Origin of the sequence: uncultured Nostoc sp. (assembly GCF_937863485.1) — a bacterium.
In the GTDB taxonomy this organism is placed as follows: domain Bacteria; phylum Cyanobacteriota; class Cyanobacteriia; order Cyanobacteriales; family Nostocaceae; genus Nostoc.
Window position 1 is genome coordinate 37,804 of record NZ_CALMFY010000085.1, and the last position, 16,248, is coordinate 54,051.

Here is a 16,248-nt window from a genome sequence, read left to right on the forward strand (position 1 = left end):
TGTGCTCACCAGGCGCTTAGTGAGTCGGTAAGAGGATCACCCTCTGTCCGATCCCCTTTGGAGAACACATTATCAGCAATTTAAAATTGAAGTAATGCGATGTCTACGACGGGCTACGCCTACGTGCCAACCATCCTAGCTAAAGGGTTACTTGGTAATACTTTAGCAAGTGGCTTGTCCCAGAGTAGCCGCTTCATATTTACGCGTCCACGTTAGCGTTATTTTTACACCTAGCAAACAAATAGCATGAGATATTTGTCTATGCTTTTTGCAATTGATCAGTGGTAAAAACCAGGAGTGATGAGCTTTGATTATAGTTATCGACAATTATGATAGTTTTACATATAATTTAGTGCAGTATCTGGGAGAATTGGCAGCAGAATTCTCAGTGGCAGATGATATTAAAGTTTTTCGTAACGACAAGATATCCATAGATGAGATTCGGGCATTAAAGCCCGAAGCCGTGGTTATTTCTCCTGGGCCTGGTCGCCCGGAAGATGCCGGCATTTCCCTAGAATTGATTGAACAGCTAGGCCAAGAGTTGCCAATTTTGGGTGTCTGTTTGGGACATCAAAGCATCGGTCAAGTATTCGGTGGTAAAATAATTTATGCTCCAGAGTTGATGCATGGCAAAACCTCTCAGGTGTCTCATACTGGGGTGGGGGTTTTCCGGGGATTAGAAAATCCTCTAACCGCCACCAGGTATCATAGTTTGGTGATAGAACGTGAGACTTGCCCAGATGTGTTAGAAATCACCGCTTGGGTTGAAGATAACACCATTATGGGAGTACGACACCGGAACTATCCTCACATTCAGGGCGTCCAGTTTCACCCAGAGAGTGTCCTGACATCTTCAGGAAAACAGTTATTGCGAAATTTTTTGGAACAGTTACAGTCAAGAGCATAATTAATGAAACGACGACAGTTGATGGGCTATGCTGGGGCGGGGTTGGTCACAGCTTTAGTTACTAGCTTGAGTTATGAATCTCAAGCTGACGCACAATCTAGCGGTTTATCAGTTCAGTGGTTGGGTCATACTTGCTTTCTTTTTACTGGTGGCGGTGCGAAAATTCTCGTCAATCCATTTCGGGCGGTCGGCTGTACTGCTAAATATCGTCCACCAAAAGTTGCAGCAGATTTGGTACTGATTAGCAGCCAACTACTGGATGAAGGGGCTGTGGACGTACTACCGGGAAATGCAAAACTTATTTACGAACCAGGAGTTTACGAGTTCAAAGGCATTAAGTTCCAAGGAATTGCTATAGACCACGATCGCAAAGGTGGTAGGCAGTTTGGCTCAAATACTGCTTGGAGTTGGAAGCAAGGCGGAATTAATATCCTACACTTAGGGGGAGCTGCTGCACCCATTTCCATTGAGCAAAAAATCCTCCTGGGACGTCCTGATGTGGCATTCATTCCAGTGGGAGGCAGTGCAAAAGCCTACAATGCTGAGGAAGCAAAGCAGGCTGTTCAAGTGTTAAATCCCAAGCTGATTATTCCCACCCATTACCGGACACAAGCAGCTGATGCTGCTAAGTGCGATATTTCGCCACTCGATAATTTTCTCACCTTAATGCAAGGTATAACAGTACGGCGTAGCAACACAGATACTATTTCCATTAATCCTAAAGATTTGCCGGAAAATAGCGTGATTCAAGTTTTGAGTTACAAGTTTTGAGGAGCAGAGGATAAGTGGATGAGGGAGAATAATCAATGATTCCTGTCCCCTACCTCTTAATATGCCATCTAATTGCCGATCATAAAAGCACCCCCTCCCCAATGCTTTGGGGAGCAAAAGTGTAGCTTTGCCGGGGTGGGGTTAGCACGGCTATTATGGGTATTTAACCGGACATGATATAACTCCTGACTCTGCCAATTTTAGATTTTGGGTCGTACCTTTGGTGCGCTGACAGCGCAACTTGGATTTGAGATTGAAGGAAAAATCTAAAATCTAAAATCGAATGACTCTTGTTTCTAGGTTTTAGAACGTATACCACTCTCCACCAAGCTTATCTGCGTCGCTGATGGGAGTCTCAACCGCTGTCGTCCCATCTATAGTCCAAATTTTGTCTGCACCTCCTGTCTGATCGCGCCAGTAGATGTCGGTTTTACCATCGCCGTTGAAGTCGCCAAGGGATGGTGTTAAGGCCGCGTCATTAGTGGGTAAGAAAGCTTCAGTAGCAACTGTTGTACCATCCATCAACCAAGCGGTGTTCTCGCCAGTGGTGCCATTGTGCCAGAAGATGTCGGTCTTGCCATCGCCGTTGAAATCGCCAATTTTAGAAGTCCAGGCTGAGTCAAGTGTCTTCATAGCACCCTCTGTAACTATGATCCCATTCATTGTCCAAACCTTGTTTTCACCTGTTTGACCGTTTCTCCACAGAATGTCAGTTTTATAGTCGCCGTTAAAATCACCAAGGGTAGGAGTCCAGGCGGCGTCTTGTGATTGTAGTGCAAGTTCAGTCTTTTGCGTACCATCCATAAACCAAGCGGTGTTATCGCCGGTTGTCGGATTGCGCCAGAAGATATCACTCTTGCCATTGCCATCGAAATCAACAATGGTAGGAGTTAGTGCTGCATCTGTAGTGTCTAAAACAGTTGCATTCAGAACTGTTGTACCATCCATCTGCCAAATAGCGTTCTCACCGGTTGTATTGTTATGCCAGAAGATATCTGTTTTGCGATCGCCATTGAAATCGCCAATCTGAGGAGTCCAAGCTGGGTCAACACTGGTTAAAGCGGCCGAATTAGCAACTTTGGTTCCATCCATCAGCGCAATGGCATTCTCACCAGTTGACTTATTGCGTAATAAGAAGTCGGTTTTGCCATCACCATTGAAGTCAGCAATTTTGTAATCATAGGCGGATAGGTCGAATTTACCTAGAGAACCCTGGTCGATAACTTTTGTTCCATCCATCAACCGAATGATAATCTCACCGGTTGTAGAATCGACCCAAACTTTGTCCGTTTTGCCATCACCGTTAAAGTCAGGAGTAATCGCCGCACTAGTTAAGTAAGGATTAGGATTGGGATTTGCTGACGTTTTGACAAGCTTGGTCGATGGTTCATCTTGTAGTGCATATGAGGAACTCTTACTCTCAAATCCCAAATCATAATTCAAATCCTCAAAAGAAGATGTTAAGATTTTTGATTTTGCTAAAGAGTCTGATACCCATTTAGATGTATTCAAAGATAAGGGTGAGGAATTTGAATTTCCAAACATGGTGTATTTTTATGATTGGTTGTCATATTGTTTTAACTTTTTTTGACAAGCTCTTTCTGTAACCCAATAACATTTACTAGGTTTTCAATATTTCTTTATAACTATTTTTTCTTTATTAATGTTATTAATTGAAGATAAATATATGTTTGTTTTAAACGATTATTCTAAAATTATCAAGTTCTATACAAGCAATTGCAAAAGATTTTTCGTGTTTTATATAGCAGTCCTAAATCATTCGTGAAAATTGTAAATTGTTGCGACCTCCTTGTAGTCCCACGCCAGATACAACAAGAGTGGCTCGCCGGACGCCAGTCGCAAGATAATTGATTATTCATCAATAGTTTATGACTTGAGTTGAAACAAATATTGGTTAGAATAACTTAGATTAGCAACTACTGAGAAGCATAATCTGTGCATCCGCTGGTTGCCAAAAGTGTAAAATAACACAATAGTTTAATACATACATCAGCTATGCAAGCAGAATATCGGCAGCGTCGCGAGCAGTTAATGGCAAAAATTGGTGATGGCACAGCCATCTTTCGCAGTGCGCCAATGGCAGTGATGCACAACGATGTCGAGTATGTTTATCGCCAAGACAGTGATTTCTTCTACCTGACTGGTTTTAACGAACCACAGGCAGTTGCAGTGTTAGCGCCGCATCATTCAGAACATCGGTTTGTGCTATTTGTCCAACCGAAGGATCGGGAAAGGGAAGTATGGACTGGTTATCTTTGTGGGGTAGATGCAGCCAAGGAAATTTATGGTGCTGATGAAGCCTACCCGATTAGCGAGTTAGATGAAAAGTTGCCACAGTATTTGGAAAAAGCTAACCGCATTTACTATCACTTAGGACGCGATCGCACCTTCAATGACCAAATTCTGGGACATTATCAGAGTTTACTGCGGACTTATCCCAAACGTGGTACAGGGCCGATCGCCATTGAAGATACTGGCCCAGTCCTCAACAGCATGAGACTAATCAAAAGTGAAGCTGAGTTGGGATTGATGCGTCAAGCAGTAGCGATCGCCACTGAGGCACACAATTACGCACAAGAAATTGCTGCACCCGGACGTTATGAGTACGAAATTCAGGCGGAGATGGAACGCATCTTTCGAGTCCGGGGTGGAATGGGGCCGGCTTATCCTTCGATTGTGGCTTCTGGCGTAAATGCTTGCGTACTGCACTACATTGAAAATAATCGTCAAATGCAGGATGGAGAATTACTGCTAATTGATGCCGGTTGTGCCTACGGTTATTACAACTCTGATATTACCCGGACATTTCCTGTCGGGGGTAAATTTACCCCAGAACAAAAGACGCTGTATGAGATTGTTTTGTCAGCGCAAAAACAAGCGATCGCTCAAGTGCAACCAGGTAATCCCTTCAAATTAGTTCACGATACAGCAGTGCGCGTCCTCACTGAAGGTTTAGTCGAACTTGGCATTCTCAAAGGTGAAATTGACAAGTTAATTGAGGAAGAGAAATATAAGCCATATTATATGCATCGCACCAGTCATTGGTTAGGGTTGGATGTCCATGATGTGGGTGTTTACCAGCACGGTGAAGATAAACCGCAGATTTTGCAACCAGGTCAAATTCTAACAGTGGAACCAGGATTATATATTGTGCCTGACACCAAACTAGCAGAAGACCAACCAGAGACTGATCCTCAATGGATTGGTATTGGTATTCGTATTGAGGATGATGTGTTAGTTACACCTGATGGACATGAGGTGTTAACTGCGGGAGTTCCCAAGGCAGTGGATGAAGTAGAACGATAAAAAATGGGGATGGGCTGTACCATCCCCAAGCTAAAATTGGGGACAAGCGATCAGAGTCATTGTCAGAATTCCTAAGATTTTATCTATTTCTTTAATAAAGTAATCGTTCTTATCGATAAAGATGGTATTGTCACAAAGTTTCAGAAATTTCCAATCTGTTCCTGTTGTGACTACACCATAAATTTCATTTATAATATTTCCTTGTTGCTGGTTAAACAATTGAGATGCAATCATTGTCGCAATGCATTGTCCTAAACCAGATTTAATACTCTCATTTTTAGCTTCCACAATAGTCACGACAGGGCTAGTAATATCATATTGTTCTGGTGAACAACTGAGAATAAAATCACAGCATCCTTCTAAGCCTTTAGAAGCATCTACATTAAACTCTGAACCAGAAAATATGCTAATTTGGTATTTAAAGAAGCGTTTAACTTCAATTAAAACAGGCATAATAATTAGTTCAGAACGAGCTTTTTCTGTATTTATTGCTGTTACTAATGGTAGATGCTCAGAGAAAATCAAATTTAAATATTCGCTAGGAGAAACTGTCTGCACATCCCCAAATAAATCTTGATTTTCAACAAAGATTAATTTAAAGTCGGTTTTTACTTTGCTAAGATTAAAGGCGCTGTACGGCATTGGATCATCTCGGTAATAAAGTGCAGCAATGCCAACTCTACCAGACGCTCCGCGTAGCAAGATCCCCATAGGGGTACGGCAGGCATAGCCAACGTAAGCTGCGGAAGCTAAGGAAGTAAGTTTGATGATATCTCAGATCAAGAACAGCCTTCAACAAATTCAACTTCTGGCAGTTTACCTGACCGAAACTGAGTGACACGCTTCCCGTCAGTCTCGAATACCACACGATAGTTCTGGTTAGCAGGGTCTTTCGGGATAAATGTCAAGTAGTGTCCGCCTTGGACGTATTTATGAGGTGTGACTTTAATTTGTCCTGGATAGAGAGACTTGATTTGCGCTTCGGTGTCGCCAATTTTTGCACCTTTGAGGGTAGTAATCTGGGTATTCTGCCGCACATCTACTCTAGAAATACGACCTTTTGTAACCATAAACAAAAGATTTTTGGGTTCGTTTTGTGGCTTAACGTAGTAGCAACTGTTACTCGGAGAATCACCCACTAGCTGAGTAGCAGCAGCCTTTGCCGCTTGGGAAACAGTCATCCCAACTTGTACTGTGCCGATTCCATTGATGAACAATTTTGATTGATTTGTCAGTTTTGTCTGTGCTATGACTGTGCTGACAATTAAAGAAGAAAGAGCAAGCGTTACGATGCCAAAAGTCAATAATTTAGCTTTGCTATTCATTTTCTGTAAATAAAAAGGGGTAGATATTTATATACAATAGCCATGTTGCCAGTTTCGGATTTTTCTTTGCTAGATTGGTAAAACAAGGCTACAGACTACTACTTTAACCAAGTGGATGAGGCGAACATAGTTGTTAATTAATATAATAATCCAATTCGTTTTACAGCGAGAGAATACTGAATTTAACGCAAGTTGTGATCCTCTCGGTACAGATGGGAACAATAACTAACAAGCATTTCCCTTAGCCAAGACTAGGAGTTTTGTAATACTTATGCCACAAAGATCAACAGACTACACCCACTTGCAGGACTTACTCACTAAGGATCATACTTATGTATAACTGTTCATTGATTTTTTGCATAAAATTTACGGTAGAGCTAAAAAAATGAGGATGGCACATACCATCCTCATTTGATTTCTATTTGCTCATTCCCAGACATTAGCCCAGAAAAGATTCATCTACTACAGTTGCGGAACGTACTGCTGCTTCTCAGGTACATCAGCGTACTCAGCCACAATCTGGCGGAATTCTTCGCCGTCAATGGTTTCCTTTTCGATCAGCAGATCGACTAAGCGATCGGTGACAGTGCGATTATCACGGATGAGCTTTTTCGAGTTTTCGTAGCATTCTTCCACGATCGTTCGCACTTGTCCATCAATGCGGGAGGCGATAGATTCGGAATACTCAGATCGGGTTGTCCAGTCACGACCTAAAAATACTTCTCCCTGCTGGCTTTCCAGTGACAACGGCCCTAAATCTGACATCCCAAACCGCGTCACCATTTGCCGCGCCATTCCCGACAACTGTTGTAAGTCTCCACCGGCACCAGTGGTAACTTCCGCAGCCCCAAAAATCACCTCTTCAGCAGCGCGACCGCCTAAAGCACCAGTAATTCTGGCTTTGAGTTGAGAACGGGAAATTAACCCCTGTTCTTCGTCGGGAGTAAACCATGTCAAACCCTGTGCTTGTCCCCGTGGGATTAAGGTGACTTTCTGCACTGGGTCATGGTCTTTTAACAAAGTCCCAACTAAGGCGTGTCCAATTTCGTGGTAGGCAATTAAGCGCTTGCTCTTGCTGTCTACCAAAGGAGTACCTTCCATCCCAGCGACTACCCGATCCACTGCGTCATCAATCTCACGCAAGGTGATCGCTTCTTTGCGTCTTCTAGCGGTAAGAATAGCCGCTTCGTTGAGTAAGTTGGCTAAGTCAGCACCAGTGAATCCAGGAGTGCGGCGAGCGATCGCATCCAAAGATACGCTAGTGTCTAGTTTCTTGTTACGCGCGTGGACTTGCAATATTTCCAAACGCCCTTTGATATCAGGTGCATCGACTGTTACTTGTCGGTCAAAGCGGCCGGGACGCAATAAGGCTGAGTCTAGTACGTCGGGACGGTTGGTGGCAGCAATAATAATGATGCCTGTATTACCTTCAAACCCATCCATTTCGGTAAGGAGTTGGTTGAGGGTTTGTTCTCTCTCGTCGTTACCGCCACCGATACCAGCACCCCGTTGGCGTCCAACGGCGTCGATTTCATCGATGAAGATGATACAGGGGGCGTTGTCTTTAGCTTTCTTGAACAAATCGCGGACGCGGGATGCACCGACACCGACGAACATTTCCACGAATTCCGAACCAGAAATACTGAAGAATGGTACGCCTGCTTCGCCAGCGATCGCTTTTGCTAGTAAAGTTTTACCAGTTCCAGGAGGCCCAACTAACAGGACTCCCTTGGGAATCCGTGCGCCTACAGCGGTAAATCTTTCTGGCTGCTTGAGGAAGGTGACAACTTCTTGCAATTCTTCCTTAGCTTCTTCGATCCCGGCTACGTCATCAAACTTGACCCCGGTTTTCGCCTCCATTTGGAAACGCGCCTTGGATTTGCCGAAGTTCATCGCTTGACCTGGCCCGCCGGGGAGGTTGCTAGAACGCCGGAACAAAAAGAACAGCCCGGTAATCAATAAAACTGGAAATATGAGATTGCCCAACAATCCCCAAATTGCGCCATCATTCCGCATGGGGTGAGCATCAAAACTAATGTCTTTTTCTTTGAGCTTGCTAATTAACTCAGGAGCGTTAACAGGCAAATCCACCCGCCACCTTTGGACACGATTTTCGATGTCTGGATCGCGGGCTTCTATAATTGCTGTCCTACCGCCTTCGTACAGATCCACACTGCTGACGCGATCGCCGTCCAAGTATTCTAGAAAGCGACCATAGGTCATGCGGGTATTGGCTGCATTCTTACTCATGTCAGCAGGAGCGCCTGCAAAGGCCCCTTGCCAAAAGAAAAAGCCAATTACCAAAGCCGGCAATGTCCAGAGTGCTAGGACTTTCCAAGAGAATTTCATGTTAATTTGCCTCTAGATACCTATACAAGTCATCAGCCTTAGCAACCGAATGTTCATCACTCTGTCACTTTAAGCTGTTAAACGGATGTCTATAAATCCATTTTGTTTAATTTGATCTCTTATATGCACTGCCATAAGCCAATCAGGGCATTATGGCGATGCCAACAAGAATCTTAATCAAAGTTAACTTAATTTTAATACAATATCGCACGAGAAAAGGGAGCGCCAACAAGGGAGAGACGCCAAAAAATTTTCTCGTCTCTGGTGTGTCTCTTCAATCAAGGACTTTACCTACTTAACTTCTGTAATTTGTAGAGTGTAAGGAAGATACTTACCTTTTTCGTAGGAACCAACCCAAATTTGGTAATTTCCAGCCAGCCATTCACCAACAATGCCGGCATTTTTACCGTCAACATCGTCATTACACCAAGTACCACCGGGTCCCTTGATAATCAAGGTGGTGTCCTCAGGACTTTGCACTTGCAGCTTTAGGTAGTCAAATTTATTTGTTAGCACTAATGTGTGGTCTGGTGTTTCATCAACAAATCCGGTACAAGGGCCAGTGGCTGTTTCGCTCCTGGCGGCTACTTGAATCCCAGATATTGAACCACCACTCATCCCGCGAACTGTCAGGGGGTCTGGCGAAAACTGGGGGCTAATGGTGACATCTCCAAATATCGTTGGCGCTTCCTGAGCATCAGTCACAGTATTAACTGTCAATGTAATCAAGAGCGTAACTATCATCAACGATAATCTCATCCCTCTGTTAAGCACTTTTGTCAGCATTGTAATTACGTTCGCTTCTAAGTGTTTTTGAAGACATTAATTTTACACACAAAGTTCCCAACCTGAGGAGAATTGACTACCTATTTTAGATTTAAAATTGGGGATAATTCATTAGTAATTAGTTAATGATTTCTTGTTCCGATAGTTGCTCTACCTTATGGATAGGGGCGCACGTTTGTTTGTGCGCCCCTAAAATCTCAAATATTTCTAAAATCTGGAAGTAATCACTAATTAGCTTCTGTTATCACCCTACTCAAGCGCGACTTATCTAAACCAATCTGATTTAGTAGTAACCAAGATTGGATCAGGTCCGGGCCATGAACATCTCCAGTTAAGGCTGCTCTGAGCGATCGCATCACCAAGCCTTTTTTGACTTTTTGCTCTTTCACCACTTGTTTAATAATGTCCTGGGCGGCGGCTTCCGATAGTTGCGGCTGATTTTCTAAAGCTGTGACAATCCCCTCAAGCACAGCAGTAGAACCTTCTTGCTTGAGTTGTGTACTGGCTTCGTCACTAAACTCAACTGTGTCGCTAAAAAACAGTTGGCTTTGAGCTACTGCATCTACTAAACGAGTCAAGCTTTGGCTAATTAAAGTTACTAGCTGTTCTAACCAGGGGCGTTCTCTTCCACCATCAAATTTATACCCAGCCGCTTGCCAATAGGGTATGAGTAAATCTGTGAGTTTATCTACTGGCATATGGTGGATATACTGACTGTTCAACCAATCTAGTTTTGCCCAGTCAAACTTTGCACCTGCTTTATTTACACGTTCAAAGCCAAATTCTTTGGCTGCTGCTTCTAAGGTAAATATTTCTTGCGTCGAGTCTGGTGGCGACCAACCCAGCAATGTCATATAATTCACCAAGCCTTCAGCAGTAAAGCCCATTTGCTGAAATTCAGAAATGGAAGTAACACCATCTCGCTTAGAAAGCTTGCGCCCTTCGTTGTTCAAAATCAGCGGCGTGTGGGCAAACTCTGGAATTTTTGCACCCATTGCTTCATACAGCAGAATTTGCTTGGCAGTATTAGCGATGTGGTCTTCTCCCCGAATGACATGGGTGATTTGCATATCGATGTCATCCACTACAACTGCAAAGTTGTATAAAGGTTGACCACTACCTTCTTCTGAAGCGCGGGCGATGACCATATCACCACCTAAATCGCTACCTCGCCAAGACATATTTCCCCTTACTAAGTCATTCCAGACAATTTCCCGCCCATCTTCGATTTTGAAGCGAATCACAGAGGAGCGACCTTCTGCTTCAAATGCGGCGCGTTGTTCTGGCGTGAGGTTGCGATGACGGTTGTCATAGCGAGGAGCTTCGCCTCTAGCTTTTTGGGCTTCTCTTAAAGCCTCTAGTTCTTCGGAAGTGGTGTAGCAGCGATAGGCTAATCCTTGATCTAGCAGTTTTTCTACTGCTTCTTTGTAGAGATCCAGGCGTTGGGATTGAAAAAATGGTCCTTCATCCCAGTTAAGTCCTAGCCAGCGCAGTCCTTCAAGAACATTGTCGGTGTATTCGGGACGCGATCGCTCTAGGTCTGTGTCTTCTATTCGCAGTATAAATTTACCACCTTGGTGGCGGGCAAATAGCCAGTTAAATACAGCCGTTCTAGCTGTACCAATATGTAAATTTCCAGTTGGACTCGGCGCAATTCGGACTCTGACAGTCACAGTTAATTCTCTCTTTCGCAAAGCTTGATAAATGTAGCTTATATTTAAACCCTGAATCCTGAGTCAAGGAAATGTACGCTTAGGAACTAGTAAATAACAAATGCCCAATTCCTAATATTACTCAAGATTCACTACTGATAACTTTATAACGGGACTGACGGGGCTCGAACCCGCAACTTCCGCCGTGACAGGGCGGTGCTCTAACCAATTGAACTACAGTCCCTTGTTTGGCAACTTTGCTATTATCGCTATTTATTTTCTACTTGTCAAGTGTTTTGCAGTTAGGAATTATTTTTGCCCCGTCTGCCTAGCGGGCGATCGCTGCTTGGGAGAACTTTTTCGTTAAATAGACCCTGATAATACAACCTGTGGCTCTGATTCTAGATGCTGTAATATCCGGGATTGCATTTGTTTATACTGCTGCTTTAATAGCTGTTTGCTCAACTGGGGTTGAGAAGCGGGTGGTAGACTATGACTCTGTTGCACCCAGGTTTTCAACATTTGCCGCTGAGTTGGCTCGATGCGACTGCTGAGAACGTTGGTGCAGGAATGTGGTGCTTCTAGAGTAAAGAAAATCAAAGGACAGTGTTCATTTTCAGCCAGGAAACTTACCACCCTAAGATTTTGGGGATTTTGCATATCTAGGTAGGAGGGTAGCCACTTAGGAGCTAATTGCCGATTGTAGAGTATACTCACCCACAACAGCATTGGGTGAGGGGATGTTATGAAGATAAATTGATTATAACGGATAGAAACCGCATAGTTTTTAATTTCTTGTTTAGGCAACATCAACCATAGCGCTGTCATAGATCCTTGTGCAGTGTCTAGAAGCTGGGGAAAAACAATTTCTTGAATTGGTTTATTTTCAGGCCATAAAAGTTGCCGACACTTTTGTTCTACTGTGATTGGTAATCCAGAATCTAAAGGACAGTTAAGAATGGAACTAGAGGCTAATGTTGTAGGTAAACGGGGACTATCGGGCTGTTCTAAACTGTTTAATACTTGCAGAATTTGAGCGATATTTTGTGGGCGATCGCTTGCTTTTTTAGCAAGACAAGCCATGATTAAATTATTTAGCTTCTGAGGTAATTTAAGAGTGGGTTTAACATCTGCGATCGCTTTTGGGTCTTCAAACTGATGTGCTTTATACCAAGCACCAAAGTAATCAGTTTCTGGTTGCCAGGGTTTTTTGCCTGTGAGCATTTCAAACATCATCACACCCAGGCTATAAATATCAGAGCGACTATCTAATTTTTCCCCATCTAACTGTTCTGGAGAACAGTAGGGTAAAGTGCCATTAAATCCACTGCTTGTACTAGCTGTTGATGCATAATTTAAAAATCTAGCAATCCCGAAATCAAGAATTTTAACTAACTGACCCAATATCGGATCAGGAATAACTAATATATTGGCAGGCTTGATATCTCTATGAACTAATGGACAAATTTTGCCGTCAACGTTAATGCCTTGATGGGCGCACTGTAAGCCCAAACAAATTTGGCGGGAGAGAGTCAAAAACATAGATAGAGGCAGTGGAATTAAATCCTTTAAACTCTTTCCACATAGATATTCCATGACGTAGTATGGTTTTCCTTTCTCATTCACGCCATAATCATACGCCCGCACTATATGTAAGCTCTTTTGACTCAAAGCTGCACTCATTAAAGCTTCACGAACAAAGTCTTGTTGCATCTTGGTATCGACAACAGTTTTAGTCAAAAACTTGACAGCAACGGGTGTACCTCCTAACAAAATATCATTTGCTAAGAAAACTTCACCCATACCACCGCTACCAATTAATTGCTTGAGTTGATAACGATTGGCAAGCAAGCCCGTACTACTTGGAGATATAAATCGGCTTTGATTCACTTTGTTCACCTCTGCTGCTGAGTCGATTTAAAGTTAGCAGTAGACACATAAGAATATCATTGGGTAATGGTAGTAAGCATTTTGATTTTGATAGCAGACTTTCAAGGACGTGATAAAAGTTTAAAAAAAGTCTCCAAAAATTTATTCATCCAATTTTTTAAACCTTCTTTCTCAGCTTTGTGATGTACAGCTAACTTTTGTAAAATGTCTAACTTCAGCTTTTCATAATCTGTTTTTAGAAGATTTTTAGCTTCATTAGGCAAAATTAATTCATTTGATTGTTGACTCATATCTAAGCAATCTACAAGTTGCTGGCGCTGATTAGCCGTAAGCCTTAAAGTCGTTACATGAGAACAACGGTTTGGATCTTCTAGGGGAAAAAATAGTAGATGATAGTAGCCTACTTCCGCTAAACTACGTGCTATCTTCTCCCCTTTATTATCTTTCAAATCCAGAAAATAAGGTAGCCACTTAGTCAGAGAAGGTTGGGCATTATATAGTACTGTTACCCATAATAGCATCGGGTATACATTCATTTTACTAATAAATTCAGTTCCATGTATTTTATCCAAATATTTTGTAATCTCTTGTTTGGGCAACATTGACCAAAAAGTTGGTATAAGTCTTTGATGACTATGTAGTAAATGGGGAAAACCAATTGATGCAATTGGTTTATTTTTAGGCCAATTTTTCTGCAAACAATCTTTTTCTGATAATAAAGTTGCAGGGACTAATTGAACTGGATACGAGAGTTGAATATTCTCACTGCTATTGCTAGGAATAACATCATTAAGCTGAAGATTAACCTTTTCTAAATATTCTAATATTTGGTTGATATTTTGAGGGCGATCGCTTATTTCTTTCGCTAAACAACTCATCAGTAATTTTTCTAATACCTGCGGTATTTTGACTTGTGGATTTACTTCTTCAACTGTAGGTGGCAATTGAAAGCGATGCGCTTGATACCAAGTACCAAAGGAGTTACTTTTTGTCTGAAATGGATGTTTTCCTGTCAGCATCTCAAACATTAATACTCCCAAACTGTAAATGTCAGAGCGGACATCTAGCAATTTGCGTCCTTCCATATGTTCTGGAGAACAGTAAGGCAAACTCCCAATAAAAGAATCTGTCAGGGTCATCCCGCTTCGCTCTGTTAAAAATTTGGCAATACCAAAATCTAATATTTTAACAATTTCTCCTTGTTTACTATCTTCACTAATGAATATATTTTCTGGTTTAATATCCCTATGAACAATGGGATAAATTTCTCCTTTGAGGCTGATACCTTGGTGGGCACATTGTAAACCTAAACAAATTTGATTACAAATCTCCAAAAACTTTGATATTGTTAAAGGCTGAACTTTGATAATTTGTTTTAGATTTTTTCCTTGGAGGTATTCCATTACATAAAAGGGAGTCTTATCCTCAGTGACGCCATAACTTAAAATACGAACAATATGTTTACTTTTGCGACCCAATTGAGCGCCAATAAAAATCTCTCTGGCAAAGCGTTGGGACATTTGCTGGTTCACCAAACTGAGTGATAAAATTTTGACTGCGATCGGCATACCACCTTTAGCAGTATCTTCTGCTAAATAAACTTTACCCATCCCTCCTTTACCAATTAAATCTATGATTAAATAGCGATTATTTAAAAATTGTCCAATGTAATCATCTAATTCTGCTTTTTGCCCTACCATACTCTCAATTTGATTTTGTGACATAAAAATCATTTATGAAAAAGATTTTTGGAAAAATACTTTAATAAGTCTAGCTAATTTTTAAACTTAAATCTAAAAAATATCATAATTTTTAGAATATTAATTCTCTGCTGTAATCATGGTTAATCTTTCTGCAAAATTCCCTAATCATTGGATAACATATTTATTAATGAATACGGTTGAGAAATTACACGTAAACTACAAATAGGCAAGATAAAATTGCCTAGCAAATTCCGTGAATACACAGGAATAAGCTTAAAACAAGTGAATAGTAGTAAAGGTACGATACCTCTGTACAGTTAACGGTTGAGATTCGGGAGTAAACGTCGCAATAATCTGATTAGTGGTGTTTCAATTTTAATTTTAAAGGCTAGTATCTGGGTGCGTTGCAGGGAGTTAAAATTGTTATCACTGATGAGAATTAATGATTGCTGTCCATCGGGTAGTTTAGGCCCAAGAGTTAAGCCTTCGATGTTATCTAGCAGTACATTTAAGGTTCTTAAATCTAACAGCAGTTTTTTCGTAACTGGTTTAATATTCTTGGAATTAATTGCTAAAAGGCTATCAATCTTATGAATATCATTGGCTCCTTCTAAAGAAACCTGAAACAGGAAAATAGCAAATCCTAAACCAGTAAAAGACCGTTCTAAACTTAGGAAGTGTCCTTGATTATCGAGAGCAAGTAAATCAGGTAATCCACTAATGAATTTGCCAGTAAAATTCAAAAAGGGTGAAACTGGTTCAGTTTGGTAAAGAAATTCCTTTTCTGGCTGGTTGTTGAGCAAGTTGTATTGCAAAATCCGGCAAGGACTACCGATGTTAGGTTTAGCTGCGACACCATCTTGAATTAGAGCATTTTCGGTAGCTGTAAATAGATGCTTTTTATCAGGTGTGATAGTGAGGCTTTCAAAAGCCAAATTGTTACGGATGCCTTTTTGACTACTTTTATCTGGCAAAAATTTGTTTGGTATGGAAAGTGTTTTAATTTCTCTGCCAGAAGAGAGCGAGAACTCTTTAATAAAAGGATTAATTAATTTTCCAGCATCGCCTTCAGAAGAAATAAACACAGTTGCTTTATTAGTTACTGCAATACCTTCTGTATCACTTTCAGCAGGGCGAAATGTTTGAGCATTTTCATTTAATAATGTAGTAACACTGACAGGAAGAACTTTACCTTTTTGTAGCTTACCCTTGCTTAAGTCAATTTTAAGAGTGTAGAAACGGGCGGCAGCTTTCTTTCCGTGGTCATCGGAAATAGCATAATAAAGGTTGTTTTTTGCATCATATGTAATTCCAGATAAACCTCCAACTTCAGTGTTTTTAAAGATTAAACCTTTCGGTAAAGTGGCTTCTCCGATAAACTCTATGCTACTGACTTCAACGGCATTTGTATATAAGTTTGTGAATAAAAAAACGATAATTATAATCGTGACTAAGAAATAAATAATTCGTGGGATTGCGAAGATTTTTTTAATCAGCTGCATAGAATTTTTTTGTTCAAGTCTGAAAATTACAAATAA

General features: G+C 41.4%; 12 protein-coding genes and 1 tRNA gene. 3 read left to right on the plus strand and 10 right to left on the minus strand.

The window, feature by feature from the left end; genetic code table 11:
- The first annotated feature begins 307 nt into the window (after positions 1-307).
- Complete coding sequence (locus tag Q0541_RS11295; RefSeq protein ID WP_298909728.1) at positions 308-907, plus strand: aminodeoxychorismate/anthranilate synthase component II; 600 nt, start codon at positions 308-310, stop codon at positions 905-907.
- A 3-nt stretch (positions 908-910) separates the two neighbouring features.
- Complete coding sequence (locus Q0541_RS11300; protein WP_298909730.1) at positions 911-1,678, plus strand: MBL fold metallo-hydrolase; 768 nt, start codon at positions 911-913, stop codon at positions 1,676-1,678.
- A gap of 303 nt (positions 1,679-1,981) precedes the next feature.
- On the opposite strand, the gene Q0541_RS11305 is transcribed toward Q0541_RS11300, so the two are convergent.
- On the minus strand, positions 1,982-3,223 hold the full coding sequence (locus Q0541_RS11305; protein WP_298909732.1) for a VCBS repeat-containing protein: 1,242 nt from the start codon (positions 3,221-3,223) through the stop codon (positions 1,982-1,984).
- Between the two features lie 471 nt (positions 3,224-3,694).
- Between Q0541_RS11305 and Q0541_RS11310 the strand changes: the two genes are divergently transcribed.
- A complete protein-coding gene (locus tag Q0541_RS11310; RefSeq protein WP_298909733.1) occupies positions 3,695-5,005 on the plus strand; it encodes an aminopeptidase P N-terminal domain-containing protein in 1,311 nt (436 codons plus the stop codon).
- Between the two features lie 30 nt (positions 5,006-5,035).
- Here Q0541_RS11310 and Q0541_RS11315 read toward each other — a convergent pair whose 3' ends face one another.
- From Q0541_RS11315 to Q0541_RS11355, 9 genes are all read right to left on the minus strand, one after another.
- Positions 5,036-5,647 carry a hypothetical protein gene (locus tag Q0541_RS11315; RefSeq protein ID WP_298909895.1) on the minus strand — a complete coding sequence of 204 codons (612 nt, stop codon included), beginning with the start codon at positions 5,645-5,647 and terminating at the stop codon, positions 5,036-5,038.
- A gap of 137 nt (positions 5,648-5,784) precedes the next feature.
- Positions 5,785-6,330 (minus strand): hypothetical protein, encoded by a 546-nt coding sequence (locus Q0541_RS11320; RefSeq protein ID WP_298909735.1) that lies wholly within the window; start codon positions 6,328-6,330, stop codon positions 5,785-5,787.
- A 462-nt stretch (positions 6,331-6,792) separates the two neighbouring features.
- Positions 6,793-8,679, minus strand: coding sequence for an ATP-dependent zinc metalloprotease FtsH2 (ftsH2, locus tag Q0541_RS11325; RefSeq protein WP_298909736.1), 1,887 nt, complete (start codon positions 8,677-8,679; stop codon positions 6,793-6,795).
- A gap of 291 nt (positions 8,680-8,970) precedes the next feature.
- Positions 8,971-9,465: a hypothetical protein gene (locus Q0541_RS11330; protein WP_298909738.1), complete on the minus strand. Its 495-nt coding sequence runs from the start codon at positions 9,463-9,465 to the stop codon at positions 8,971-8,973.
- Positions 9,466-9,692: 227 nt separating this feature from the next.
- The gene (gltX, locus tag Q0541_RS11335; RefSeq protein WP_298909741.1) at positions 9,693-11,138 is read right to left on the minus strand and encodes a glutamate--tRNA ligase; all 1,446 of its coding nucleotides are present in this window, start codon (positions 11,136-11,138) and stop codon (positions 9,693-9,695) included.
- Positions 11,139-11,287: 149 nt separating this feature from the next.
- A tRNA-Asp gene (locus Q0541_RS11340) sits at positions 11,288-11,361 on the minus strand.
- A gap of 119 nt (positions 11,362-11,480) precedes the next feature.
- On the minus strand, positions 11,481-13,007 hold the full coding sequence (locus tag Q0541_RS11345; protein WP_298909746.1) for a serine/threonine-protein kinase: 1,527 nt from the start codon (positions 13,005-13,007) through the stop codon (positions 11,481-11,483).
- Between the two features lie 101 nt (positions 13,008-13,108).
- Positions 13,109-14,731: a serine/threonine-protein kinase gene (locus Q0541_RS11350; protein ID WP_298909749.1), complete on the minus strand. Its 1,623-nt coding sequence runs from the start codon at positions 14,729-14,731 to the stop codon at positions 13,109-13,111.
- 296 nt (positions 14,732-15,027) lie between these two features.
- On the minus strand, positions 15,028-16,212 hold the full coding sequence (locus Q0541_RS11355) for an esterase-like activity of phytase family protein (RefSeq protein WP_298909752.1): 1,185 nt from the start codon (positions 16,210-16,212) through the stop codon (positions 15,028-15,030).
- Positions 16,213-16,248: the final 36 nt, after the last annotated feature.